General features: G+C 74.5%; 22 protein-coding genes. 5 read left to right on the forward strand and 17 right to left on the reverse strand.

Features of this window, described 5'->3' with window-relative positions; translation table 11 throughout:
* Positions 1-164: 164 nt before the first annotated feature.
* The 5 genes from AB0F71_RS25540 to AB0F71_RS25560 all read right to left on the reverse strand — a co-directional run bounded on the left by AB0F71_RS25540 (position 165) and on the right by AB0F71_RS25560 (position 4347).
* The gene (locus tag AB0F71_RS25540; RefSeq protein ID WP_360238425.1) at positions 165-953 is read right to left on the reverse strand and encodes a DUF1684 domain-containing protein; all 789 of its coding nucleotides are present in this window, start codon (positions 951-953) and stop codon (positions 165-167) included.
* 156 nt (positions 954-1109) lie between these two features.
* Positions 1110-1970 carry an acyl-CoA thioesterase II gene (tesB, locus tag AB0F71_RS25545; protein WP_360238427.1) on the reverse strand — a complete coding sequence of 287 codons (861 nt, stop codon included), beginning with the start codon at positions 1968-1970 and terminating at the stop codon, positions 1110-1112.
* A gap of 165 nt (positions 1971-2135) precedes the next feature.
* A complete protein-coding gene (locus AB0F71_RS25550) occupies positions 2136-2834 on the reverse strand; it encodes an alpha-ketoglutarate-dependent dioxygenase AlkB (RefSeq protein WP_360238429.1) in 699 nt (232 codons plus the stop codon).
* Positions 2831-3340 (reverse strand): transglycosylase family protein, encoded by a 510-nt coding sequence (locus AB0F71_RS25555; protein WP_360238431.1) that lies wholly within the window; start codon positions 3338-3340, stop codon positions 2831-2833. Before AB0F71_RS25555 ends, AB0F71_RS25550 begins: the two co-directional genes overlap by 4 nt.
* A 227-nt stretch (positions 3341-3567) precedes the next feature.
* Complete coding sequence (locus tag AB0F71_RS25560; RefSeq protein WP_360238433.1) at positions 3568-4347, reverse strand: transglycosylase family protein; 780 nt, start codon at positions 4345-4347, stop codon at positions 3568-3570.
* A 650-nt stretch (positions 4348-4997) separates the two neighbouring features.
* Between AB0F71_RS25560 and AB0F71_RS25565 the strand changes: the two genes are divergently transcribed.
* Complete coding sequence (locus AB0F71_RS25565) at positions 4998-5843, forward strand: hypothetical protein (RefSeq protein ID WP_360238435.1); 846 nt, start codon at positions 4998-5000, stop codon at positions 5841-5843.
* Between the two features lie 134 nt (positions 5844-5977).
* Complete coding sequence (locus AB0F71_RS25570) at positions 5978-6700, forward strand: hypothetical protein (RefSeq protein ID WP_360238437.1); 723 nt, start codon at positions 5978-5980, stop codon at positions 6698-6700.
* Between the two features lie 100 nt (positions 6701-6800).
* Here AB0F71_RS25570 and der read toward each other — a convergent pair whose 3' ends face one another.
* From der to AB0F71_RS25595, 5 genes are all read right to left on the reverse strand, one after another.
* A complete protein-coding gene (gene der, locus AB0F71_RS25575; RefSeq protein ID WP_360238439.1) occupies positions 6801-8252 on the reverse strand; it encodes a ribosome biogenesis GTPase Der in 1452 nt (483 codons plus the stop codon).
* A gap of 178 nt (positions 8253-8430) precedes the next feature.
* Entirely contained in the window at positions 8431-9144 is a 714-nt protein-coding gene (gene cmk, locus AB0F71_RS25580) for a (d)CMP kinase (RefSeq protein ID WP_360238441.1), read from the reverse strand.
* Between the two features lie 188 nt (positions 9145-9332).
* The gene (locus tag AB0F71_RS25585; protein WP_360238443.1) at positions 9333-10724 is read right to left on the reverse strand and encodes a DUF4419 domain-containing protein; all 1392 of its coding nucleotides are present in this window, start codon (positions 10722-10724) and stop codon (positions 9333-9335) included.
* Positions 10721-11839, reverse strand: coding sequence for a DUF4419 domain-containing protein (locus AB0F71_RS25590; RefSeq protein WP_360238445.1), 1119 nt, complete (start codon positions 11837-11839; stop codon positions 10721-10723). Before AB0F71_RS25590 ends, AB0F71_RS25585 begins: the two co-directional genes overlap by 4 nt.
* Before the next feature lie 84 nt (positions 11840-11923).
* Positions 11924-13009: a prephenate dehydrogenase gene (locus AB0F71_RS25595; protein ID WP_360238447.1), complete on the reverse strand. Its 1086-nt coding sequence runs from the start codon at positions 13007-13009 to the stop codon at positions 11924-11926.
* Between the two features lie 557 nt (positions 13010-13566).
* Between AB0F71_RS25595 and AB0F71_RS25600 the strand changes: the two genes are divergently transcribed.
* The 3 genes from AB0F71_RS25600 to AB0F71_RS25610 are packed head-to-tail and all read left to right on the forward strand — an operon-like array spanning position 13567 to position 17879.
* Positions 13567-15840: a DUF4139 domain-containing protein gene (locus AB0F71_RS25600; RefSeq protein WP_360238449.1), complete on the forward strand. Its 2274-nt coding sequence runs from the start codon at positions 13567-13569 to the stop codon at positions 15838-15840.
* Positions 15841-15843: 3 nt separating this feature from the next.
* Positions 15844-17463, forward strand: a complete 1620-nt coding sequence (locus tag AB0F71_RS25605) for a DUF4139 domain-containing protein (RefSeq protein WP_360238451.1) — start codon at positions 15844-15846, stop codon at positions 17461-17463.
* A 53-nt stretch (positions 17464-17516) separates the two neighbouring features.
* The gene (locus AB0F71_RS25610; protein ID WP_360238453.1) at positions 17517-17879 is read left to right on the forward strand and encodes a DUF952 domain-containing protein; all 363 of its coding nucleotides are present in this window, start codon (positions 17517-17519) and stop codon (positions 17877-17879) included.
* A 43-nt stretch (positions 17880-17922) separates the two neighbouring features.
* On the opposite strand, the gene AB0F71_RS25615 is transcribed toward AB0F71_RS25610, so the two are convergent.
* The 7 genes from AB0F71_RS25615 to ald all read right to left on the reverse strand — a co-directional run bounded on the left by AB0F71_RS25615 (position 17923) and on the right by ald (position 25719).
* Entirely contained in the window at positions 17923-18930 is a 1008-nt protein-coding gene (locus tag AB0F71_RS25615) for a helix-turn-helix domain-containing protein (RefSeq protein WP_360238455.1), read from the reverse strand.
* A 225-nt stretch (positions 18931-19155) separates the two neighbouring features.
* Positions 19156-20496, reverse strand: a complete 1341-nt coding sequence (locus AB0F71_RS25620; protein WP_360238457.1) for a pseudouridine synthase — start codon at positions 20494-20496, stop codon at positions 19156-19158.
* 62 nt (positions 20497-20558) lie between these two features.
* On the reverse strand, positions 20559-21179 hold the full coding sequence (gene scpB / locus AB0F71_RS25625) for an SMC-Scp complex subunit ScpB (protein ID WP_360238493.1): 621 nt from the start codon (positions 21177-21179) through the stop codon (positions 20559-20561).
* Between the two features lie 326 nt (positions 21180-21505).
* The gene (locus AB0F71_RS25630) at positions 21506-22384 is read right to left on the reverse strand and encodes a segregation/condensation protein A (protein ID WP_360238459.1); all 879 of its coding nucleotides are present in this window, start codon (positions 22382-22384) and stop codon (positions 21506-21508) included.
* 116 nt (positions 22385-22500) lie between these two features.
* The gene (locus tag AB0F71_RS25635; protein WP_360238461.1) at positions 22501-23103 is read right to left on the reverse strand and encodes a hypothetical protein; all 603 of its coding nucleotides are present in this window, start codon (positions 23101-23103) and stop codon (positions 22501-22503) included.
* Entirely contained in the window at positions 23100-24167 is a 1068-nt protein-coding gene (locus AB0F71_RS25640) for a ParA family protein (RefSeq protein WP_030245868.1), read from the reverse strand. The genes AB0F71_RS25635 and AB0F71_RS25640 overlap by 4 nt, the downstream gene beginning before the upstream one ends.
* A 436-nt stretch (positions 24168-24603) precedes the next feature.
* Positions 24604-25719 carry an alanine dehydrogenase gene (gene ald / locus AB0F71_RS25645; protein ID WP_360238463.1) on the reverse strand — a complete coding sequence of 372 codons (1116 nt, stop codon included), beginning with the start codon at positions 25717-25719 and terminating at the stop codon, positions 24604-24606.
* Positions 25720-25824: the final 105 nt, after the last annotated feature.

A 25824-nucleotide genomic window follows, 5' to 3' on the forward strand; every position in this document is an offset into this window, starting at 1 on the left:
GGTGGTCACAACAGTCCATGGTTGCCCCGGCCTCCGCCGCACCCGACACCGGGGCCCCTTGAACGCCCGACGGTGCGGGAACAGCGCCCGCAGCCCCGCCCGACGGGCCCGCCGAGCCGACGCGGCAGCACGGGCGGAGCCCCGCGAACGAAAGGGACGCCGGACTACCTGGTGAGCACCTGCTTCTCCCCCGCCTCCACCGCGAAGTCCAGCCGGTTGCCCGGCGGCGGGAACGGGCAGATGAAGTGGTCGGCGAAGGCGCAGGGCGGCAGGTAGGCCCGGTTGAGGTCGAGGACCGTCCGGCCCTCGTCGTCCGGCTCCGGCAGGGTGATGAAGCGGAAGCGGTAGGTGTCGATGCCGCTGGTGGCGTCGGCGATGACGCCGGTGAGGTTCCGGCCGGAGCGGCCGACGGTCAGGGTGCGGTGCTCGCCGGCCACGGTGAACTCGATCCGCCCGGTGACCGCCAGCGGCCGGTCCTTGCCGTCCGCGTTCGGGACGAGCACCGACTGACCCTCCTCCTCGAAGGGGGTGTAGACGGCGGGGACGGCCCACTCGGGCGCGTACGGGTAGGCGGCGATGCCCGCGAAGGCGGTGCGGGCCGGCGCGGCCGGGTCGAAGACCCGCAGGGCGAGCTCGCCCTCCCGCTCGATCGGGACGAGCCGCAGGTCGCCCAGGGTGGCGGTGTCGGCGGCCGGGTCGGTGTCCGGGCGGAGCAGCACCTCGCCGTCGACCGGCCCGTCGGCACCGTCGACGGTGATGCCGTCGGCGGCCGCGGCCCGTACCCGGACGCCCTCGGCGTCGGCCCACCAGAGGCCGGGCAGGCCCGGGACCTCGGCCGGCTCGGGCTCCAGCCAGTGCGTGCCGGTGAGTGCGAGCTGGCCGTGCGGCGCGCTCACCGACGCCGCCCGCCCGTCGCTCCAGTGCTTCCAGTCCTCCGCGGCCGTCGCCGTCATCGGTCAACCCTCCCGGTCCGGTCCGCGGACGGCCCGCTGTTCGGGCCGTCCGTATCGGTCATCCTGCACAACACCGCCCGCCGGTGCGGATCATTCCCGGCTCCCGGCAAGCCGTCGGCCCCGCAAGGAGACTGCAATGCCGCGGCAACACAGCGGTCAGCCCTTCAACGGCCGGAACAGCCCCTCCTGCACCACCGACACCACCAGCTGCCCGCTCCGGTCGTAGATCTGCCCGCGGGCCAGGCCGCGCGCGCCGTGGGCGATCGGGGACTCCTGCTGGTAGAGCAGCCAGTCGTCGGCCCGGAACGGCCGGTGGAACCACATCGCGTGGTCGAGCGAGGCCATGTCGAAGTGCCGGGTGCCCCAGAGCGGCTCGACGGGGGCACGGACGGCGTCCAGCAGCGTCATGTCGCTGGCGTAGGTGAGGGCGCAGACGTGGATCAGCGGATCGTCCGGCAGCGGCCCGTTGGTGCGCAGCCACACGCCGCTGCGCGCCTCGACGTCGACCAGGTCCTCCTTGTTCCAGCGCAGCCGCTCGACGTAGCGGATGTCGAAGGGCTGGCGACGGCTGATGAACGGGGGCAGCTCGCCGAGCCGGGAGCCGACCTCGTCCAGGGCGCTGGGCAGGCTCTCGGGGGTCGGGACCTCCGGCATCGGGTACTGGTGCTCGATGCTGCCCTCCTCCGGTCTGTGGAAGTCGGCGGTGAGCGAGAAGATCGAGCGGCCGCCCTGGATGGCGAGCACCCGGCGGGTGCTGAAGGAGCGGCCGTCGCGGATCCGGTCGACCTGGTACACGATCGGCACACCGGGCACCCCGGGGCGCAGGAAGTACGCGTGCAGCGAGTGGACGGGGCGCGCGTCGTCGATCGTGCGCCCCGCCGCGACCAGCGCCTGCCCGGCGACCTGGCCGCCGAAGGTGCGCTGCAGGGCCTCCTCGGGGCTGCGCCCGCGGAAGATGTTCAGTTCGATCTGCTCCAGGTCGAGCAGATCGACGAGGTCGTCGACGGGGGTACCCATGCGCGCGCTCCCTCTCGTGATTCCGTTCCAGTTCTCCAGCTCACTCGAATTCTCCGGCGACCCGGGGCATTCCCGCTCACCGACCCCCGCCCACCGATTCACTCGAACGAGTAAGCGAACCACCCGGGGCCCCTCCGCCCGCCCCGGCCACGCCGCCCGCCCCGGCTACGCCGCCAGCCCCGACTGCCGCACCGTGACGTTCAGCCGCCCGACCAGCTCCAGCCCCAGGCCCGGATCCGCCGTCCCCGGCAGCGTCCGCACCACCCCGTGGTACGCGAACCGGGCCGGCCCGCCGAACACCAGCAGGTCCCCGCTGCGCAGCTCCAGGTCCGTCCACGGCCTGGTCCGGGTCTCCGTGTTGCCAAGCCGGAAGACGCAGGTGTCGCCGAGCGAGAACGAGACCACCGGCGCGTCCGCGCGCTCGTCGCGGTCCTGGTGGAGGCCCATCTTCGCGCCGTGGGGGTAGTGGTTGACGATCGCGGTGTCGGGCTCGTAGGCCGCCGCGCCCGCGATCGCGCCGACCGCTTCGCCGTACGCCTCCGCGACCGCCCGCCGGGCGAGCTCCCCCAACAGGGGAGGGAACGGCTTGACGGGGGCGCCGTCCTCGGCGGTCCGCGCGTACCCGTAGGGGTACCAGTGCCAGCCGAGGCTCACCATCCGCACCGACATGAGCCCGCCGGTAGGCATCCGCACGCTGTGCAGCCCGGCCGGCGGGCGGGCCCACTCCCGGCAGGCGGCGACCAGCCGCTGCTGGGCGGTCCGGTCCAGCCAACCGGGCAGCAGCACGGCCCCGGGAGCCGGTTCGGACCGCCCCCGGACGGCCTGCTCGCCGGACGGCTCCCCGAACAGCTCACCCTGGATCACCCCACCATCCTCCCGCAGCCCCTGCCCCGGTACGAGCCGCTCCCCCACCTCCGTCCGGCTCCGGCTCCGACTCTGGCTCCGGCTCCTCCGCCCCGGAGCCCGGCCCCGGCCCCGGAGCCCGGCCCCGACCCCGACCCCGATGTCGGCCCCGGCCCAGGCCCCGACCCCACCCCCGGCCCGATCATCCCCAGCTCCCGCGCACAGGCCGGCCAGGCCTCCCACCCCTGCTGCCGCAGGATCTCCTCCCCGACGGTGGTCTGCTCCCGCCGGCTCCCGTGGTCGGGCCGGTCGGCGAAGCGCAGCCCGCCCGCCTCCGCCCAGGTGGTCGGCCGGATCTGCAGACCGCCGTAGTAGCCGTTGCCGGTGTCCGCCTGCCAGTCGCCGCCGCTCTCGCAGTCGGCGAGCTGGTCCCAGACGAGGTCCGCGACCCGCGTCGCCGCACCGGCCCGTACGCCGCCCGCGACCACGGCCAGCACCACCGCCACGGCAGCGCCCGCCCGGATCACGGCCCGGACCGTCCGACCGTCACACCCACCCGGCCGCCCGCACCCGCCCCCGCACAACACGGCGCCCCCGCACAACACGTCAGACGAACGCGACACAGCAGCCGACCCTAGGGAGCCCGGGCACCACCCCACCCCGCCACGCCGGGAACGCCGACGGCCGCTCCCCCGCGTGGCGGAGGAGCGGCCGTGACGAACAGCAGAGCGACCAGAGGTCAGCTCAGCATGCCTCAGATGCTCAGGGTCTGACCCGGGAAGATCAGGTCGGGGTTGCCACCGACGACCTTGGCGTTGTTCTTGTACAGGTCGTGCCAGTCCAGGCCCTGCGCGGCGGCGATGGAGCTCAGGGTGTCACCGGACTTGACGGTGTAGTTGCCCTTGGCCGGCTTGGCGTCGTTGGAGGAGTTCCAGGACTTGGGAGCGTTCGAGGACTTCGCGGCGTCCTGCTTCGACGGGGCGTCGGTCTTCGGCGCGGCGGCCTTCGGGGCGGCAGCCTTCGGCGCAACGTCGGCCTTCGGGGCAGCGGCCTTCGGGGCAGCGGCCTTCGGCGCGGGGGTCTGCGCCGGCTTGGCGGCCGAGGTGCCGGCCGAGGTGTCGACGGCGGCCGGGGCGCCGCCCTTGGTGAGGCCCGCCTTGACGGAGCAGACCGGCCAGGCGCCGGGGCCCTGCGAGGCGAGGACCTTCTCGGCGATCGCGATCTGCTGCGCCTTGCTGGCCTGGTTGGCCTGCGCGGCGTACGCGGTGCCACCGAAGGCGGCCCAGGTGCTGGAGGTGAACTGCAGACCGCCGTAGAAACCGTTGCCGGTGTTGATGGCCCAGTTGCCGCCGCTCTCGCACTGGGCGACGGCGTCCCAGGTGGAGACGGGGGCGGCGGAGGCCGAGGTGGCCGTGACGAGGCCGGCCACCGGCAGGGCCGCGACAGCGGCGCCCGCCACGACGGCCATCCGAACGCGGTTGCGCTTGGTGGCGGCGGTGGTGGTGGCAGCGGCGTTCTCGTTACGGAAGGTCATGGGGTTCCTCTCGACAGCCCCGGGCGGGCATGCGGAACCAGACCCTGGAGAGGGCCGCGTTTCGCTTGCCGCGTCCGTCGGACGGCCGTGCACGTGTCGGACGTGCCGCTGCCGTCCTGGCCACCCAGCCGCTCGCCGGCGACCTGTTCGAGCGATCGCGTCGGCGGGCACCTGCCGCGCCCGGCGGAGCCGGGGAGCGGTGCGTCGGGGGTGAACCCGGGTGGCGCTCGTTGCGCCGCCAAGAAAGCTAGGGGTCGGTCGGCGGGGAAACCAAAACACCACCGGTCTGCCCAGCTCAGCAAAGGGTTACCGGTGGTAATAGCCGCACATTCTTGCCCGGAATGTCCGCTTTGGCCATCGATTCCTAGATCAAACATCTAGTCGGCGTGACTCACCTCACCGCTTCATTCCGGCAGTCCTGTCACCGACATCGACAGATTGCGACCACGAGAACACGCGGCGCGGTCGGATCCGGGGCAATTCCCGTCAGCCTCGCCGGGCACCCGTGACGCCTGACACAAGGGCCCGTTGGGCATGGCGACCTCCCCATGCCCGCCCCCATGCCCGCCCCCATGCCCCGCCCGTGCCCGCCCCCGCGTCCGCCCCCGCGTCCGCCCCTGACCCCACCCGCACCCATCCGAGGAGAACCCGTGCCGCGCATGCTCGACGTCAGCGACGAGGTCCGGTCCGAGATCGGCGACGACGAGGCCGACCGCCTGCTCGGCGGCGACCGCGCCCCCGACAGCTACGAATGCACCTCCTGCCGCACCCCCGGCGACACCCACGTGGAGCCCACCAGCACCGTGCTGTTCGTCGGCGACGAGACGGCGGTCCTGGCCTTCGCCCACGCCCGGTGCATCCCCTCCCAGGTGGTGCCGGTCGCCGAGGAGCAGCTGGTCGGCGCCGTCCGCAGCATCAACCAGTCGCAGCCCGCCGCCCCCGGCCTCACCGTCCCCGCCCCGGACCTCGCCCTCCCCGCACCGGCCACCCCCACCGCCCCCGCCGCGCAGCCGCCCGCCCCCGGCCAGGCCGCCATCCTCGGCATCACCTGCGGTCTCGTCCTGCACGGCAAGGTCGGCCACGCCTCCCTCGTGGTCGAGCCCACCGGCCCGGTCGGGCGGCCCGGCAGCACCTCCGGCGAGGACGAGTTCCTCGACCTGCTCCAGGACGCGGGCTTCCAGCCGGTCGCCGACCTCGACGAGACCCCGGAGCAACTGCCCGGCTGGTCGGTCCTGGTCGCCATGGGCAAGCTGCACGCGATCCTCCAGCCCGCCGCGGCCGGCGGCAGCACCGGCTGGTGGCAGGCCCACCAGCCGCTCCAGGTCACCGACGCCTGGCGGATGGCCGCCAGCCAGCTCTCCGAGGTGACGATGTACGCCGTCCCGGCCGGCATGGTCGGCCGCCAGCCCCGCGAGGACCTGCTGCGCCAGGCGCTGGAGCGGGCGGTCGCGCTGGGCCAGGTGGTCGCCGCCTCCCTCCCGCTCGCCGGCACCTGATCCCGCCGCCCGGCGTGCCGAGGCGGAGGAAGGGCGGAGGAGGACCGTCCGCCCCTCCTCCGCCCACCCGGTACGCCGAATCGGTACGCCGAACGCCCCCGCATCCCCACCGCCTCTCACTCGTTGGCCCCTACGTGTACAGCTACGACGTCTCCGCACCCGCCGGACGGTCGACCACCGCCCCCCGCTCGATCCCGGGCATGCGCCCGTCGTACGACGCGGAGCACCCGCACTCGACGACCCCGATCTACGACGAGCTGTACTCCGAGTACCGACGACTGTTCCGCGCCCTGCCCGGCGACCGCTCGGGCGAGGAGGACCTGAGGTTCACCGGCTTCGCGATCCGCGACGGCCACCCGCTGCTCGGCGAGCAGCGCCCGTACCCGTCGGCGCAGCAGCAGGCCTTCCACACCTACGCGGGCCAGCCGTCCGGCCTCCCCCAGTTCATGCCGGCGCAGTCGCACCACACCCCCCAGCACCACGCCCCCCAGCACCACACCGCCCAGCACCACACCCCCCAGCAGCACACCGCCCAGCACCACAGCCCCCAGCCCCACGCGCACGTCCACCCCCAGCACCAGCCGAACCCCCACGCGCACACCCACGCACCCCCCCACCCCGAGCCCACCGCCGCCATGGCCCCCGCCCCCACCGCCGCCACCAGCGACGGCCACGGCCAGGGCTGGGTCGCCGCCGGCTACCTCGGCGCGGTCCAGCACACCGTGCCCGCCCCACCCCCGGCCCCGGCCCCGCTGCTCGGCACGGCCACCGGCCTCGCCACCGCCCCCGCCCCGACCGGCGGCCGCCACCGCCAGATGCTCTCGCTCCCCCCTGGCCGCACCGGCGACCACCGCTGAGACGGCGGCAGAAACGCCCGAGGGCCCCGCCACCACCGGTGACGGAGCCCTCCAGCTCATACAGCTACAGCCCCAGCTACAACTGCGGCCGCAGCTTCCACTACTTCTTCTTGCGCTTCTCCCGCACCCGCACCGAGATCGAGATCGGCGTCCCGACGAAGCCGAACTCCTCCCGCAGACGACGCTCGATGAAGCGCCGGTACCCCGCCTCCAGGAAGCCCGAGGCGAACAGCACGAAGCGCGGCGGACGGATGCCCGCCTGGGTCCCGAACAGGATGCGCGGCTGCTTGCCGCCGCGGATCGGGTGCGGGTGGGCGGCGACCAGCTCGCCGAGGAAGGCGTTCAGGCGCGCGGTGGTGATGCGGGTCTCCCAGCCCTCCAGCGCGGTCTCGATCGCCGGGACGAGCTTCTCCATGTGCCGGCCGGTCTTGGCCGAGACGTTGACGCGAGGGGCCCACTGCACCTGGACGAGGTCGCGCTCGATCTCGCGCTCCAGGTAGTAGCGGCGCTCCTCGTCGAGCTGGTCCCACTTGTTGTAGGCGACGACGACGGCACGCCCGGCCTCGACGGCCATCGAGATGATCCGGGTGTCCTGCTCGGCCAGGGTCTCGCTGGCGTCGATCAGGACGACGGCGACCTCGGCCTTCTCCAGGGCTGCGGAGGTGCGCAGCGAGGCGTAGAAGTCGGCGCCGGCGGTCAGGTGGACCCGGCGGCGGATACCGGCGGTGTCCACGAACTTCCAGGTCTTGCCGCCGAGTTCGATCATCTCGTCGACCGGGTCACGGGTGGTGCCGGCCAGCTCGTTGACGACCACCCGCTCCTCGCCGGCGACCTTGTTCAGCAGGCTGGACTTGCCGACGTTGGGCCGGCCGATCAGCGCGATCCGGCGCGGGCCGCCGGGGGCGGCGTCGCCGAAGGTCTGCGGCGGGGCCTCGGGCAGCGCGTCCATGACGGCGTCCAGCAGGTCGCCGGAGCCGCGGCCGTGCAGGGCGGAGACGGGGAACGGCTCGCCCAGGCCGAGCGACCACAGGTAGGCGGCCTCGGCCTCGGTGGACGGGCCGTCGACCTTGTTGGCGCACAGGACGGTCGGCTTGCCGGCCCGGCGGATGAGCTTGATCAGGGCCTCGTCGGTGTCGGTGGCGCCGACGGTGGCGTCCACGACGAACAGCACCGCGTCGGCCTGCTCGATGCCCAGCTCGGCCTGCGCGGCGACCATGGCGTCGATGCCGAGGACGTCGATCTCCCAGCCGCCGGTGTCGACCACCTTGAAGCGCCGGCCGTTCCAGCTGGCCTCGTAGGTGACCCGGTCGCGGGTGACGCCCGGCTTGTCCTCGACGACGGCCTCACGGCGGCCGATGATGCGGTTCACCAGGGTCGACTTGCCGACGTTCGGGCGGCCGACGACGGCCAGCACCGGCAGTCGGACGTGCTCGGCGCCGTCCTCGCCGTCGAAGCCGTCGAGGTCGAAGCCCTCCTCGGCCGCGAGGGCCAGGTACTCGGCGTAGTCGGCGGCGTCCAGCTCGCCGGGCCCGGCGGAGTGGTCTGCGGTCATGTTCGTCTGTTCCGTTTCCCGGCCCGGCCCTTCCCAGGGGCGTGCCGTGCGTACCTGCCCCGCTGGGGCAGCGCGATGGTTTCTTCCCGCGGCGCCTGACGGCCCGCGGTTCGTTCGATGGTCGGCCGGACCGGCCGACCGGACCCCGGAGTCGCCAGGACTCACGAGGGTCGATCGGTCAGACCGACGAAAGTCCTGCCCGCTCCTCCACCAGCGCGGTGATCCGGCCGATCACCTGCTCCAGGGTGAGCTCGCTGGTGTCCACCAGCACCGCGTCCGCGGCCTGGGCCAGCGGCGCCGTCTCCCGGGAGGAGTCGGCGGCGTCTCGGCGCGCGAGGTCGGCGGCCATCGCGGTGATGGTCGCCTCGTCCACGCCCTTGGCCCGCAGCTCGGCCGCCCGGCGCGCGGCCCGGGCCGCCTCGGAGGCGGTCAGGAACACCTTGACGGTGGCCTGCGGGAACACCACGGTCCCCATGTCCCGTCCCTCGGCGACGATGCCGCGCTCGGCGACCTCGGCGCAGCCGCGCTGCAGCTCCACCAGCCGAGCCCGCACCGCCGGCACCGCGGAGACGGCACTGACGTGCGCCGTCACCTCGGGGCCCCGGATCGGGCCGGAGACGTCCTGACCGTCCACCGTGATGGTCGGCCCGTCGGCGTCCGTACCGGACACGATGACGGGCTTGCCGCACGCGACGGCCACCGCCTCCGGGTCGTCGACGTCCACGTCGTTGGCCAGCATCCACCAGGTCATCGCCCGGTACATGGCGCCGGTGTCCAGGAAGCTCAGGCCCAGCCGGGCGGCGACCGCCCGCGAGACGGTCGACTTGCCGGAGCCGGAGGGTCCGTCGATGGCGACGACGACCGGGGCGTGCGCTCGGTCGGCAGTGTCCACGGGGCCGAACCTCTCTCTGAGCATGCTGACGCATGGAAGCCGGCGCCTACGGGGGCGAGCGGCCGGGGATTTCTCCCTCAAGGTTAATGGACCGCCGCCGAACCCCGTCCCAGTCCGGTCACCACCCCAGCACCGAGGCGGTCACCACCCCACCGCCGAAGGCGGTCACCACCCCAGCACCGAGGCGGTCACCACCCCATCCCGGGCAGCACGTCCGCCAGCTCGGGCCCACGCGCACCCTCGCAGCCGACGATGCCGTCACGCGGGTTCAGCATCCCGACGTGCCACGGGCCGTCGGCGTCGAACCGCACCACGCAGCCGATCCCGAACCGGATCAGGGCGGTCGGTCGCCCCATCTCCGCCCCGGTCATGGCGTCCACGGCCCGGATCCCGTCGGTGCTGAGCAACCGGGCGCCCTCGGCCCCGCTGACCTCCCGCACCCGCTCGACCGTCCACCCGGCCGGCAGCTGCGCGGCCGCCAGCGCCGCCTGCTCGGCCGCCGGGTCCACGGGCTCCCGGAGCACCTCCAGCACCGCGTTCCCGAGCCGGGGCCGCAGGTACCCGCCGTCCAGCTCGATCCCGAGCACCCCGCCGAGGAAGGCCATCGACCGCGTCCCGACCGGGGTCTGCCACTGGAACGGCACCTTGGACACGTGCGAGGGGAAGGCGTTCTCCTCGAACCGCACCCGTCCGTCCCGCCAGCGGAAGTCCGTGCGCGGCTGCGGCCCCGAGAGTCGCTGGGTGTGGGCGAAGAAGGCGGTGATCCAGCCGGAGACGAAGTCCCCGCCGGACTCGGACTCCCACTTGTACAGCGAGCGCCAGAAGCCCTCGTCCACCGGGCCGCCCGCCGCCGTCGCCGCGATCTCCGCCACCACAGGCCGCAGCCCGTCGAACCACGGCACCAGCGGCTCGAACCGCTCCGCGAGCTCGCCGACCCGCCGGGCCAGCAGCGCCCAGTCCCCGGCGGTGCCCTCCAGCCGGATCCGCGGGATGCCGCACATCGTGATCCAGAGGAACTCGTAGTACGGGCTGACCACGTCCATCAGCGCGACCAGCACCGAGGAGACGTCGTCCGGCGTGGTGGTCGAGAACGACGGCCGGAAGAGCTCCACCAGCTCCGGCCCGATCTCCGCCGCCAGCGGCTCCCGGACCAGCCGGATCGACCGGGCCCAGTCCGCGTCTGCGTCCAGCAGGCTGTCGTCCCTGACCTGGACGGTCCGCTTCCCGCCACCGGGGGTGGCGTTGAACAGCCCCTCGTACCGCTCCGCGTTCAGCCGTACGTGTACCGCGACCTCGTGCACCACCGCGTACCAGAGCACGTCCGGCGACAGGCTCAGCGGCAGGTGCTCGGCGAAGGCGGTGTGCGCGGCGCGCAGCAGCAGGCTCCAGGTCGGCTCCGGCTGCTTCGCCCGCGGCTCGTACGTCTTCGGCGCCGCCGTCAGCGTCCCCGTACTGCGGTGGAGCACGCTGAACTCCCCGCCGACCACGGCCGCCAGGAAGCCGTCGTTCCCGACCGTCTCCAGCCGCGCCGCGTCGCCCGGCTGCTGCCCGTCCCCGAGCGCGACATCGATGATCGTCATAGCCCACCCCGTCTCTCCAGCACCGCGTGCCCCAGCCGGGGCCGCAGGAAGTCACCGTCCCGCTCGATCCCGAGCACCCCGCCGACCAGGACCATCGGCCGCTCGACGCCCAGGAGGTCCCAGACGAACGGCACCGCGGACAGGTGCGAGGGGAAGTCGTTCACCGCGAAGGCGTCCGGGTGGTACGAGGTGCCCGCCGCCTCCCGCCAGCCGAAGGTCTGCCGCAGCCGGGGACCGTCCGGGGTCTGGGTGTGGGCGAAGAAGGCGGTGAGCCAGCCGGTCACCAGCGGGCCGCCGGACACCGACTCCCACTTGTACAGCGAGCGCCAGAAGCCCTCGTCCACCGGGCCGCCCGCCGCCGTCGCCGCGATCTCCGCCAGCACCGGGCGCAGGCCGTCGAACCACGGCACCAGCCAGTCGAAGCGCTCCGCCAGCACGTCCACCCGGTCCGCGAGCAGTGCCCAGTCCCCAGCGGTGCCCTCCAGCCGGATCCGCGGGATGCCGCAGCGGGTCTCCCAGCGGAAGTCGTAGTAGGGGCTGACCACGTCCATCAGCGCGACCAGGGCCGAGGCCTCGTCGTCCGGAGTGGTCGTGGAGAAGGCCGGCCGGAACAGCTCGACCAGCTCCGCCCCGAGGGCCGCCGTCAGCGGCTCCCGGACCAGCCGGACCGACCGCGCCCAGTCGGCGTCCCCGCCCACCGGCGAGCCGCCCGGCACCAGCGAGTCGTCCCGCACGACGAGCGCCCGCGAGCGGTCCGCCGCGCCGAACAGCGCCCGGTAGCGCGGCGGGTACATCCGTACGTGCACCGCGACCTCGTGCACCACCGCGTACCAGAGCACGTCCGGCGACAGGCTCAGCGGCAGGTGGTCGGCGAAGGCCGCGTGGGCGGCGCGCAGCAGCAGGCTCCAGGTCGGCTCGGGCTCGGCGGACTCCGGGTCGAAGAACTCCGCCCGGACCGGCTGCGGCCGGGGCCGCTCGACCATCGCCGCCACACTGCGGTGGCGGACCAGGAAGTCCCCGCCCACCACCGCCCGCAGGAAGCGCTCGTTCCCGAGGTCCACCGGCTCGCCCGCGAACCCGTGCCGGGTCTCCCCCAGCGGCAACTCGATGATCACGCCCGCTCCCCCTCCCCGCCTGCTCCCCGCACCGTCTGCTCCCACGACCCAGGCACCGCCCCGACCGGGCACCGCCCGGGAGCGTCAGTCCCGAACGCTCCACCCACCCGCGCGCAGCGCCGCCGTGAGCCGCTTGACCGCCATCGGCGCCACCGACAGCTGGACGAAGCCGACCTGCTGCCCGTCCGAGTGCTCGATCAGGACGTCCTCGATGTTGACCCCGGCCTCGCCGACCTCCCCGAACAGCCGGCCCAGCTCGCCCGGCTGGTCGCCGAGGACGACCGCGACGGTCTCGTACCGGGTGGGCGGGGCGCCGTGCTTGCCCGGGATCCGGGCCTGGCCGGTGTTGCCGCGCCGCATCACCGCCTCAATGCCCTCGGCACCGGCGCGGCGCGTGCCCGCCTCCTCGGTCGCCAGGGCGCGCAGCGCGGTGACGGTCTCGCCGAGGTCGTTGGCGACCTCCGCGAGCACGTCGGCGACCGCGCCCGCGTTGGCGGACAGGATGTCGACCCACATCCCCGGGTTCGAGGCGGCGATCCGGGTCACGTCGCGCACGCCCTGGCCGGAGAGCCTTATGGCCGTCTCGTCGGCGTGCTCCAGCCGGGCCGCGACCAGCGAGGAGACCAGCTGCGGGGCGTGCGAGACCAGGGCCACGGCCCGGTCGTGGGCCTCGGCGTCCATCACGATCGGCACCGCGCCGCACAGCGCGACCAGCTCCAGCGCGGCATTGAGCGTGTCGGTGTCGGTGTCGGCGGTCGGGGTGAGCACCCAGGGGCGGCCCTCGAACAGGTCGGCGCGGGCGGCCAGCGGGCCGGAGCGCTCGCGGCCGGCCATCGGGTGGCTGCCGATGTAGTGGACGGTGTCCAGGCCCAGCGCGGCGATCTCGCTGCCCGGACCGGACTTCACGCTGGCCACGTCGGTGTACCAGTGCGCCAGGTTGCGGCGCTGGCAGTCCGCGAGGACCTTGCCGACCAGGGCCGGCGGGACGGCGATGATCGCCAGGTCGACCGGGCCCTCGGCCGGCTCGGTGGTGCCGGCGCCGAGCGACTCGGCGGTGCGGGCGGCGTCCGGGTCCGCGTCCTCCAGATGGACGGTCAGCCCGCGTGCGGCCAGGGCCAGGGCTGCGGAGGTGCCGATCAGTCCGGTGCCGACGACGACGGCAGTGCGCATGGCGGGTGGCTCTCCTCGATCACGGTTTCTCGACGGGACGGGTTCACACGGGCGGTGCTCGACGAACGGGTGCTGCGCAACGACGGGTGTTGCACAACGGCGGACGGTGCGCAACGACGGACGGTGCTCGACCTCGGGCGGTGCTCAGCGGGTGCCGGAGGGCGCGACGAAGAGCCGGAGCCGACCGGGCGCGCCCGCGCCCCATCCTCCCACCCGACGACCCCCGCCGACCCCCGACCCCGCCAACGGCCACGCCCCGGCAACCAAAGCCCCCACCGACCGCCACGCCCCGGCAACCAAAGCCCCCACCGACCGCCACGCCCCGGCAACCAACCCACCCCGCGCCCGGCACCCCGGCACCCCGCCAACCGCCACACCCCGGCAACCGACGCGCCCCGTACCCCGTCCCACCCAGTGCACACGCCGTGCCCCGGGAAATCCGGCGACGCCCGGCCCCCGGCGGGGCAGACTGGCCGCCCGGGGGACAGACGGGGCGAGCCGCGGCACACCGGACGGCCGGCCGGCAGGACGACCGGACGCGAACGAAGGGGATGCGCATGGGCGATCAGCACAGCAGCCACACCGGGCCGTCGAAACGGCCGACCACCGTACCGGCCCACCCGTCCGTCCTGGACGCCGTCGTGGTGTACGCCGAGGGCGCGGTGTGCCGGCGCCGGGCCACCGTTCCGGTCCCCCCGGGCGGACGGCTGCGGCTGACCGGCCTGCCCGACTCGCTGCGCGCCGATTCGCTGCGCGCCCGGGTGCTCTCCGGCCCGGCCGGCACCACGGTGGTCGAGGCCCGCCTCGAAACCCTCGCCGAACTCCACGAGCCCGGTGAACTCACGCAGCTGCAGCGCGAGTTGGACGAGGCCTCGGAACGCCAGGGCGCCCTGACCGAGCGCCACCGGCTGGTCCTGGCCGCGATCGCCGAGACCGCCGCGCTGCGCGCCGTCCCGCCCCAGCGCCGCCCCGACGAGCCGCTGCGCCGCACCCCGGCGGACGCCTGGCTGGAGCTCGCCGACTTCGTCGACGACCGGCTGGCCCGGCTCCAGGAGCGCTCCGAGCAGCTCACCCGGGAGATCGAACTCGCCGACCACGAGCGCCAGTTGGCCGCCGACCGACTGGACCGGGCATCCACCGCCGACCGCACCGAGCCGGTCGGCACCACCGAAACCGTCCTGCTCACCCTCACCACCGGCGCAAGCACCCCAGCCCCCGACACCCCCCAAACCGCCCCCGAAACCGCCTCCGAACCCGACACCCCCACCCCCGCTCCCGACCGGATCGAACTGGAGCTGGAGTACGGCGTCCCCACCGCCCGCTGGGTCCCCGCCTACCGCCTCAGCCACCGCACCGGCGCCGACACCGCCCACCTGGTCCTGCGCGCCGCCGTCGCCCAGCACACCGGCGAGGACTGGACGGGCGTCCGGCTGGCCCTGTCCACCGCCGACCTCGACCGCCGCACCGACCTCCCCCGCCTCGCCTCCCTGCGGATCGGCCGCAGCCAGCCCGCCCCGCCGCCCTCCGGCTGGCGCGAGCCCCCGGCCGGCCTGTCCGACCTCTTCACCGGCTACGACACGGCCACGGCCGACCGCCCCGACCGCCGTCCCCGCCGCCGCAACGTCCCGCTCCCGGTCCCACCCGGCGCGCCCAAGCCCGGCCCGCGCTTCTCGGCCCGGGTCGGCGGCGCCCGCCCGGCCGGCCCCCGCGCCGAGTTCCTCGCGGACGAGGCGGCGCCCGCCGGCCCGTCCGGCGGCGGCATGCTCAGCGTCCCGGAGCCGCCCCCCGCCCCGGCGCTCTCCGCACCCAGCGCCCCCGTACCCCCCGCCCCCGTGGCGCCGGGCTTCGCCGGCTACGGCGCCCCGCCCGCCCCCGGCGCCCCCGGCGCCGCAGCCCCCGCCGCCGCCCCGATGCCGCAGGCCTTCGGCGGCGCCCCGCCGGCCGAGGCCCGCCGCGGCGGCCGCCGTCGCGGCGCGACCCCGCCGCCCGCCACCGGCTTCGTCCCGGCGGCCGACCTGCTCGACTACCCCGACCTCCAGCTGGCCGGCCCCGACGCCCCCGCCGACCGCCGCGGCACCCTGCGCCCCGCCCCGGCCCGGCTGGAGCACGACACCCGACAGCGGATCCACCCGGGCACCCGCCTGACCGGCCTCGCCCTCCCCCGCCACGCTGTCCCGCCCCGCGTCTCGGCCGGCTCCTTCGACCACCGCTTCGACGCCGCCGCCCGCGCCGACGTCCCCTCCGACGGCACCTGGCACACCGTCACGGTGGACGAGATCCCGCTCTCCGTCAGCCCCGAGTACGTCACCGTCCCGGCCGTCGAGGAGAAGGTGTACGCGACCCTGGTGCTCGCCAACCGCACCGACCGCGCCGTCCTGGCCGGCCCGGTCGAGGTCACCGTGGACGACGAGTTCCTGCTCACCGCCGCCCTGCCGACCCTCGCCCCGGGCGGCACCCGGAGCCTGGGCATCGGCGTCACCGAGAGCGTCGAGGTGGCGCGCCGCACCGAGCTGCGCGAGTCCGCCACCGGCATGCTGAAAGGCAACAGCACCGTGCTCGACCACCGGGTGCACGTCCAACTGGCGAACCGGCTCGGCCGCCCCGTCACGGTCGAGGTGCGCGAGCGCGTGCCGGTCGCCTCGGACGCCGAGATCCGGATCGAGGAGCGCGCGGACTGGCAGGCCCCGACCGTCCCCACCCCGGAGTACCCGGCCGGCACCCGGCTCTGGCGGGTCGAGCTGGCGCCGGGCGGCCGCACCGAGCTGGACGGCGGCTACCAGATCAAGATCCCGGCCGGAAAGGCCATCGTCGGCGGAAACCGGAGGAACTGACAGATGACCGAAGAGACCGTTCCCCTCCCCGTCCCTCCTCCCGTTCCCGTCCCTCCTCCCGTTCCCGTTTCTCCTCCCGCCCCCGCCCCTCTCCCCCTCCCCGTCACCGCCGTCACCTGCCTGGAGGACCGCGCCCAGGTCGAGCGCTCGGTGACCGTCCACCTCACCGCGGGCGTCCAGCGGCTGCGGCTGGGCCCGCTCACGGCCCTCGCCGTGGACCGCACCCTGCGCGCCGAGTCCGCCACGCCCGGCACCCGGGTGCTGGAGGCCCGGCTGGTGCGCTCCTGGTCCCCGCGCGCGCCGCTGCCGCCCGGCCCGGCGGACTCCGCGCTGCGCCACCGGCTGCACGGGCTGGAGGCCGAGTACCGCCTCGCCGACCAGACCCGCGCCCGGCTGGAGGCCCGGCTCGCCCTGCTCGCCCAGCTGACCGCGGACCTGCTGCGCGAGGTCGGCGAGGGCGCCGGCGTCGGCGAGATCGAGCGCACCCGCTGGGCCCGCGAGCTGGACCGGGTGGACGCCGAGCGCGAGCGCCACGGCGAGGAGCTGCGCGCGACCCGGTCCCGGCTGCGCCGCCTGGACCAGGAGCGCTCCCAGGCCCTGCTGGCCCTGGACGAGGCCGAGGAGGAGCCCGCCGAGCTGCACGCCCACCTGGAGCTCACGGTCGAGGCCGAACACCCCGGCCCGGCCGAGCTGACCGTCCACCACCTGGTGCCCTGTGCGCTGTGGCGCCCGTCGTACCGCGCCACCCTGGACGCCGGCAGCCTGCGCCTGGAGTCGGAGGCGGTGGTCTGGCAGCGCACCGGCGAGGACTGGACCGGCGCCCGGCTGACCTTCTCCACCGCCCGCTCCGCCCTGGCCACCGACCCGCCGGCGCTCACCGAGGACCGGCTGGTCCTGCGCGAACGCACCGACGAGGAGCGCCGCACGGTCGAGGTCGAGCTGCGCGAGGAGGAGATCAGCACCCTGGGCCCGGACGCCGCCGTCCCCGGCCTGGACGACGGCGGCGAGGTCCGGGTGCTGGCCGCCCCCGCGCCGGCCACCGTCCCCTCCGACGGCCGCGCCCACCGGGTCCCGCTGGGCGCCTTCACCGGCCCGGCGAGCAGCGAGTTCGCCTGCGCCCCGGAGCTGTCCCCACTGGTCACCCGGGTGGTCCGGTTCCGCAACGCGGCCGGGCACCCGCTGCTGGCCGGCCCGGTCGAGCTGGTCCGCGGCAGCGGCTTCACCGGCCGCGGCGAGCTGCGCTTCACCGCCGCGGGCGCCGACGCCGAGCTGTCCTTCGGCAGTACGGACGGCTACCGGGTGGTCCGCGAGACCGAGGAGCGCAGCGGCACCACCGCCCTGAGCGGCCGCCGGACCACCACCCGGACCGTCCGGCTGCACCTGTCCCGCTTCTCCGGCCCGGAGGAGCACGACGAGCAGCTGGTCACGGTCCGCGAGCGGGTGCCGGTCTCCGAGGTCGCCGAGGTCGAGGTGCGGCTGCGCAAGGAGGAGTGCTCCCCGGCACCGGACGCCTTCGACACCGAGGGCATCGTCCGCTGGGACGTCCCGCTCGGCCCGGGCGCCCGCCGCAGCCTCACCCTGGTGTACGAGGTGTCCGCCGCCGCCAAGGTGGCCGGGCTGTGACGCCGGAGTCCCGTGACAACCGCTCAGAACCGGAAAGCGGGTAGAAAAGGAACATGATCCTCCATCTCGCCCCCCTGGACGACTGGCTGTCCGACCCCGGCCGCCCGTACACCACCGCGTCGCTGCTCACCGACGGGTTCATCCACTGCTCGGCGGACGAGCAGACGGCGCTCGCGGTGGCCAACACCTTCTTCGCCGACACCCCTGACCCGCTGATGGTGCTGCTGATCGACGAGGCACTGGTGGAGCCGATGGTCAAGTGGGAGGCCCCGCACGGCGCCCCACCGCCCGGCGCCACCCCCGGCGTGCTGTTCCCGCACATCTACGGGCGGCTGAACCGTTCCGCCGTGGTCGGCCTGGAGAAGGTCGAGCGTGGCCCGGACGGCCGCTGGGCCTCGCTCAGCCCCTGGAGCTGAGGGACCGACCGGAGCCCGTCACCCGGTCGACAGCCGCCCCGGCTCACAGCCACCCCCGCTCCCGGGCCGCCATCCCGGCCTGGAAGCGGGTGGTGGCGCCCAGCGAGCGCATCAGGGCCTGCAACCGCCGCTGGGTGGTCCGGGCGCTCCAGCCCAGCGAGCGGGCGATCGACTCGTCGGTCAGCCCGGCGGCCAGCAGCCCCAGCAGCTTGCGGTGGTCGGCGTCCGGCTCCGGCGAGGCGTCCCCGGTGCCGATCGCGGCCTGCAACTGCACGGCCCGCTCCCACTCGGCCTCGAACAGCGTGTCCAGTGCCTGGAGCAGCGCCGAGGGGTGGATCACGTAGGCCGCGTCCAGCACGCTGTCGCCGACGCTGATCGGGATGATCGCCATCCGGTCGTCCGAGATGATCATCTTCATCGGCAGCGTCGGCCGCACCCGCGCCTCCTCGCCGTCCGCGACGCCGACCAGGATGTTCCGCTCCAGGCGGCCGGGCCAGGCCACCGCCTCCCGGTCGTAGATCGTCCGGAACCGCAGGCCCTCCCGCAGCCGCCGCCGCTGCAACGGCATCGCCGAAACCGGGTCCTGGATGTACGGCGGGCGGTCGAAGCCGCGGACCTGGTACTGGCTGGTCCCGGTGATGTGCTCCAGCCGCTGGGCGATCGCCTCACCGCCGGTCAGCACCTCCACCGAGTGCGCCGGGTCGGTGTACCGCGAGGCCTCCCGGAAGGCGTCCATCAGCCGGTGCATCTCGGCCCGGGCGCTGCGCAGTTCGGACTCCCGGTGGCCGATCAGGGTCCCTATCGCCACGTCCGGGGCGACCGGCAGGTAGCGCTCCCGGTCCACCGGGGCCCGGGTGGCCATCCCCTGCTGCGCCAACCGGTCCAGCGCCCGCACGCCCTGCTGGACCGTCAGGCCGCAGCTCTCGGCCAGCTCCGCCGCCGTGGACTGCGGGTTGGCGACCAGTGCCGCGTACACCTGCCCGTCCGGCTCGGCCAGTCCCAACGGGCCGAGCGCGTGTCCGGCGGACCGCCCCAGTGCTGCATCGGACACGACGCCGTCTCCCCCTGTTCGCTCCGGAACACCCCTGCGGCGCCCGTGCTGGCGCAGTCCCGCCACGCGGCGGGGCCGTGCTCCGGTGGCCATCCTCGGCCACGGATCATGGCGCTGACAAGGCCGTGACCAGCGGTTGCGTCCCGGCTCACACACACGCCGGAGGGCCCCCCGCCACCACGGGCGGGGGACCCTCCGACGAACAGCGGCCGTCCGGCCCGGGTCCTACAGGCCGACCTCGCGCATCAGCTGGCCGACCTCGGGGTTGGTCAGGCGGCGCAGCCAACCCGACTTCTGGTCGCCCAGGGCGATCGGACCGAAGTGGGTGCGCACCAGCTTCTCGACCGGGAAGCCGACCTCGGCCAGCATCCGGCGGACGATGTGCTTGCGACCCTCGTGCAGGGTCACCTCGACCAGGTAGTTCTTGCCGACGTTGGAGACCACCTTGAAGCTGTCGGCGCGGGCGTAGCCGTCCTCCAGCTCCACGCCCTTGGCCAGCTGCTTGCCCAGGTCACGCGGGATCGGGCCCTGGATGGCGGCCAGGTAGGTCTTGGTCACGCCGTACTTCGGGTGGGTGAGGCGGTGGGCCAGCTCGCCGTGGTTGGTGAGCAGGATGATGCCCTCGGTCTCGGTGTCCAGCCGGCCGACGTGGAACAGCCGGGTCTCCCGGTTGGTCACGTAGTCGCCCAGGCACTGGCGGCCGTCCGGGTCCTCCATGGTGGAGACCACGCCGGCCGGCTTGTTGAGCGCGAAGAACAGGTAGGACTGGGTGGCGACGGTCAGGCCGTCGACCTTGATCTCGTCCTTCTCCGGGTCGACCCGCTTGCCCTGCTCGGTGACCTGCTTGCCGTTGACCGCGACCCGACCCTGCTCGATCAGCTCCTCGCAGGCGCGCCGGCTGCCGACGCCGGCCCGGGCCAGCACCTTCTGCAGGCGCTCGCCCTCGGGCTCGCCGAAGGTCTTGGGCAGCTTGACGGCCGGCTTGTCGTGCCGGGCCAGCACGGCGTCCTCGATCTTGGCCTGGAGCTCGCGCGAGCGCTGCGGCTGGCGGCGCGGGTCGCCCGGGGCGCCCTGGCCCTCCCGGCGCGGGCGCGGGGCCGGGCCGGGACGCCGGCCGGTGAAGCCGCCGCGGGCCGGGGTGGCGTTCGGGCCGCCGCCGAACTCGGGACGGTCGTACCTGCGCTCCTCGGGCCGCAGCGGGCGGTCCGGGAAGCGGCGGTCGTCGCGCCGGTCGTCCCGACGGCCGCCGTCGCGCCCGTACGAACCGCCGCGCGAGCCCGAGCCGGAACCCGAGCCGCCGCCGTACGAACCGCCGCGCGAGCCGGAGCCCGAGCCGCCGCCGTAGGAGCCACCGCGCGAACCCGAACCCGAGCCCCCGCCGTACGAACCGCCACCGTACGAGCCACCGCCGTACGAGCCGCCGCGCGAACCCGAGCCCGAACCCGAGCCCGACCCGCCGCGACCGCCGCCGCTGCCGCCGCCGTAGGAGCCGCCCCGACCCCCGCCCTGTCCGCCGCGACCGCTACCGCCGCCGCTGCCGTTCCTGCCGTTGCCACTGCTACGCATCAAAGTGTCCGTACGTCGTTCCGTCTGGGATGTGCGGTCGTCTCGGCCGACCTCACCTCCCCCTACCGATCAGGCGTTGCCCGATCGGCCTCGCCACTGCCGTCCGCGGCCTGCGCGGCAGCGGCGGAGACCGCCTCCGCGATCATCGTGCCCTCCAGGGACTCCGCTTCCACGTCGTCGACCTCGGGCAGGAAGGGAGCAAGCTCCGGCAGCTCGTCCAAGCCGCGGAGCCCCATCCGTTCCAGGAAGTAGTTCGTCGTCCGATACAGGATCGCACCTGTTTCGGGCTCGGATCCGGCCTCTTCCACCAGTCCTCGCTGTACCAGGGTACGCATCACGCCGTCACAGTTCACACCGCGGACGGCGGAAACCCGCGATCTGGACACCGGCTGCCGGTAGGCGACCACCGCCAGGGTCTCCAGCGCGGCCTGGGTGAGCCGGGCCTGCTGGCCGTCCAGCAGGAAGCGGTCGACCGCCTCGGAGCAGGTCTCCCGGCTGTAGAACCGCCAGCCGCCGGCCACCAGCCGCAGGTCGAAGCCGCGCCCCTGGGCGGTGTACTCGGCGGCCAGGCCGCGCAGTGCCGCGGCCACCTCGGCCCGCGACCGCTCCAGCACCCCGGCCAGTCGCTCCTCGCCGACCGGCTCGTCGACGACCATCAGGATCGCCTCCAGCTCGGCCCGCAGCCCCGGCCCGACCGGCCCGGGCCCGAGCGGATCCGCCCCGACCGAATCAGCCGCAACCGAATCCGCCCCGGCCGCATCCGTTCCGACCGAATCCGGCGCACCGGAAGTCGACGGGGCCGACTTCTGGTGCACCACCCGGGGCTCGCCGTCCCCCGGCTCCGCAGCAACCACCGGAGCAACCACCGGAGCAGCCACCGGCGCCACCACCGGCTCCGGCAGCAGCACGAAGGCCGGCTCCAGCCACTCCTCCGCCCGCGGCTGCCCCGGCAGCCCGAGCGGGCGCCGCACCGGCCGCCCGCCGTCCTTCCCGCCGTCCTGCCCGCCGCTCATCGCCGCCCGTCCTCCTCCTCGGCCCGCTCCGCACCGCCGGCGGGCCGGTCGAACTCGTCCGTCACCTCGACCGGGCCCCGGCCCTCCTCGGCCACCCAGCGCACCCGCAGCTCCCCGAGCGCCTCCGGCTGCTCGAAGTCCAGCGCCCGCTCCCGGTACAGCTCCAGCAGCGCCAGGAACCGGGCGACCACCACCAGGGTGTCCGGCGCGTCCGCGACCAGCTGCTGGAAGGAGGCCTCGCCGAGCTCGGTGAGCAGCCCGACCACCAGCGCGGCCTGCTCGCGCACGCTGACCGGCGGGGTGTGGATGTGGTCCACGTACACCACCGGTTTCGGCTTGGGCTCCATCGCCTTGGCCGCCAGCTGGGCGAGCCGCTCCGCGCCGACGGTGATGACCACCTCGGGCAGCAGCTCCGCGTGCCGGGGCTCCAGCCCGACGGTCCGGGGGCGGCGCAACAGCTCGGCCGCCCAGCGCTCGCCGAACACGGCCGCCGCCCGCTTGTACGCCCGGTACTGCAACAGCCGCGCGAACAGCAGGTCACGCGCCTCCAGCAGGGCCAGGTCCGCCTCGTCCTCGACCTCGGCCACCGGCAGCAGCCGGGCGGCCTTGAGGTCGAGCAGGGTGGCGGCCACCACCAGGAACTCGGTCGCCGCGTCCAGGTCCCACTCCGGGCCCATCGCCCGGATGTGCGCCAGGAACTCGTCCGTCACGGTGGCCAGTGCCACCTCGGTGACGTCCAGCTTGTGCTTGGCGATCAGGCCGAGCAGCAGGTCGAAGGGGCCCTCGAAGTTGTCCAGCCGCACCCGGAAGCCGCCCCGGGACTCCTCCTCGGTGGCGTTCACGGCGCTGGCGGCTGGTTCGACGGTGCTCGGCATGGCGGTCCATCTTCACCCGCCCGCACCGGCCCTCCGGCCACGGGGCCCACCGACACGCCGCCGACCGGCCCGCCTCGGAACCACGGCACGCCGCCGCGGCGCCCAGCGGGCGGTCCCTAGCGGCCGCGCAGCCGCCGGACCAGGATCGAGGCCTCACCGCGCTGCTCCAGGTCCGCCAGGACGACCGCGATGGCCTCCCGGACGATCCGCCCGCGGTCCACGGCCAGGCCGTGCTCGCCGCGCAGCACCAGCCGGGTGTGCTCCAGGTCCATGAGCTCCTCGGCGGACACGTACACGGTGATCTTCTCGTCGTGCCGCTCACGCCCGCTCGGGCGGCGCGGCGCCCGGCCGCGCGGCCGGGCGCGTCCGGCGGCGCCGGCCTGCTCCTCGGCGGCGCCCGCGTGGGAGCGACCCGCCGGTGCGGGCGCGGTGCCGCGGCCGCCGGGCACGGTGGCCGCGGCCGGTGCGGCGCCCTGGCCCCCGGCGGCCCGCTGGACGGGCGGCTGGCCGGGCGGCGGCACCGCGGCGGCGGGCTGCTGCTCCTGGGGCGCCTGCCGGTCGTCCTGGGGCCCCTGGGCGGCTTCGGGGCCCTCGGTGCCGTTGACGGGCCGCGCGGTCTCCGGTCTGGATGCCTCGGCGGCCGGACGCGGGGCGAGGGACGGCGACAGCGCCATCCCGCCGGTGGTCCGGAACAGCTCGTCGGCACCCGGGAGACTCACTCGGCGGGGCGGCACCGGTCGAGCACCTCCCTGGCGAGCTGGCGGTAGGCGGCGGCCCCGACCGAGTTGGTGGCGTAGGTCGTGATCGGCTCGCCGGCGACGGTGGTCTCCGGGAAGCGCACGGTCCGCCCGATGACGGTGTGGAAGACGTGCTCGCCGAACGCCTCGACGACCCGCGCCAGCACCTCGCGGCTGTGCACGGTGCGCGAGTCGTACATGGTCGCGAGGATGCCGTCCAGGCGCAGCTCGGGGTTGAGCCGCTCGCACACCTTCTCGATGGTCTCGGTCAGCAGCGCGACGCCGCGCAGTGCGAAGAACTCGCACTCCAGCGGGACGATGACGCTGTGAGCGGCCGTCAGCGCATTGACCGTCAGCAGGCCCAGCGAGGGCTGGCAGTCGATGATGACGTAGTCGTAGTCCGGCAGCAGCGGCTTGAGGGCGCGCGCCAGCGCGGACTCCCGGGCCACCTCGCTGACCAGCTGCACCTCGGCGGCGGAGAGGTCGATGTTGGAGGGCAGCAGGTCCATGCCCGGGACGGCGGTCTTGAGCAGCACCTCATCGGCCGTCAGGCCCCGCTCCATGAGCAGGTTGTAGACGGTGACGTCGAGCTCCATCGGGTTGACGCCGAGGCCGACCGAGAGCGCGCCCTGCGGGTCGAAGTCCACGAGCAGCACCCGGCGGCCGTACTCGGCCAGCGCCGCGCCCAGGTTGATGGTCGACGTGGTCTTGCCGACGCCGCCCTTCTGGTTGCACATGGCGATGATCTGGGCGGGGCCGTGCTCGGCGACCGGCGCGGGGATCGGGAAGTACGGCAGCGGACGGCCGGTCGGGCCGACCCGCTCGCGGCGCTGGCGCGCGGCGTCGGGGGCCAGCGTGGCGGCGTACTCCGGGTCCGGCTCGTACTCGGCGTCCGGGTCGTCGTAGGCGCCGTAGGCGAACTCGCCGTAGGCCAGGCCGTAGGCCGCCAAGTCGGCGTCGTGATCGGTCACCGTGGTCACCTGTGCTGTGTTCTGGCGTGCTTCGAAGGTGCGGAGTGCGACCGAGCCGACCTCGGCCGAGCCCACGGATGCCTGCCGGGCCCCGGGCTCCTCACTCGGCTGGCCGGCGGTGAGCTCCGCCAGTCCTGGCTGACCACCCCCGGGAGCAATTGTCGACTCATTCACAAGTCGTCTTACCTCCTTGGGGATCCAGGACTCTATGTCGATTCGTCAGCGTGGCAGCATGCCGACGGTTTGCGACTCTAGGCCGTTCAAGGCGTTCGCAGCAACACAATCCACGGTAGTGGGCACGATGTGTCGACTATCGGGCGGGCTGCTGTCAAGGGATGAGCAGGCCCATGACCCTAACGTTTCTGCGGGACGCCGAGGGTCGGGTGACACCACCGACGGAAATTGACGACAGAGCGACCCGCCCGGTCCACCCGCTGTTCACGGGCACGCGGAAGCCCCCGACCCGAGGGCATCGGGTCGGGGGCGAACGACCGCCGCGCGGTCAGGGGGTTCAGGCGAGCACGGTCTCCAGCGTGACCGACTCCAGGCCGAAGGCCTCGGCCACGGCCGGGAAGGTGATCTGGCCCTCGTGGACGTTCAGACCCTTGGCGAGCGCCGCGTCACGGCGCAGCGCCTCCTTCCAGCCCCGGTTGGCCAGCTCCAGCACGTACGGCAGGGTGGCGTTGGTCAGCGCGTAGGTGGAGGTGTTCGGGACGGCGCCCGGCATGTTGGCCACGCAGTAGAAGACCGAGTTGTGGACCTGGAAGGTCGGCTCGTCGTGCGTGGTCGGGCGCGAGTCCTCGAAGCAGCCGCCCTGGTCGATGGCGATGTCGACGAGCACGGAGCCCGGCTTCATCCGGGAGACCAGCTCGTTGGTGACCAGCTTCGGGGCCTTGGCGCCCGGGATCAGCACGGCGCCGATGACCAGGTCGGCGTCCAGGACGGCCTTCTCCAGCTCGAAGGAGTTGGACATGATGGCCTTGATCTTGGTGCCGAAGATCCGGTCGGCCTCGCGCAGCTTGTTGATGTCGCGGTCCAGCAGGGTCACGTCGTAGCCCATGCCGATGGCGATGGTGGCCGCGTGCCAGCCGGAGACGCCACCGCCGATGACGACGGCCTTGGCCGGGTGGGTGCCGGGCACGCCGCCGGGCAGCACGCCGCGGCCGCCGGCCGGGCGCATCAGGTGGTACGAGCCGACCTGCGGGGCCAACCGGCCCGCGACCTCGGACATCGGGGCGAGCAGCGGCAGCGCGCCGTTGCCCAGCTGCACGGTCTCGTAGGCGATGGCGGTGGTGCCGGAGGCGACCAGCGCGTCGGTGCCGGCCCGGTCGGCCGCCAGGTGCAGGTACGTGAAGAGGGTCTGGCCCTTCCGCAGCCGGTGGTACTCGGAGGCGATGGGCTCCTTGACCTTCAGCAGCAGGTCGGCGGTGGCCCACACCTCGTCGGCGGTGGGGAGGATGGTGGCGCCGGCGGCCACGTACTCCTCGTTGGGGATCGAGGAGCCGAGACCGGCGTTGTCCTCGATGTAGACCTCGTGGCCGTTGCGGACCAGCTCATGCACGCCGGCGGGCGTGATGGCCACGCGGTACTCGTGGTTCTTGACCTCGCGGGGGATGCCGACCTTCACGACTGAACACGTCCTCTTGCCATGGGGGTCCCGACCGGAGAAGACCGGTGGGCGACGCGCACGTGGGGAAGCCTCCGGGCATGCCGGGGCAGGGGATCGCTGCGC

Source organism: Kitasatospora sp. NPDC028055 (genome assembly GCF_040637885.1).
In the GTDB taxonomy this organism is placed as follows: Bacteria; Actinomycetota; Actinomycetes; order Streptomycetales; family Streptomycetaceae; genus Kitasatospora.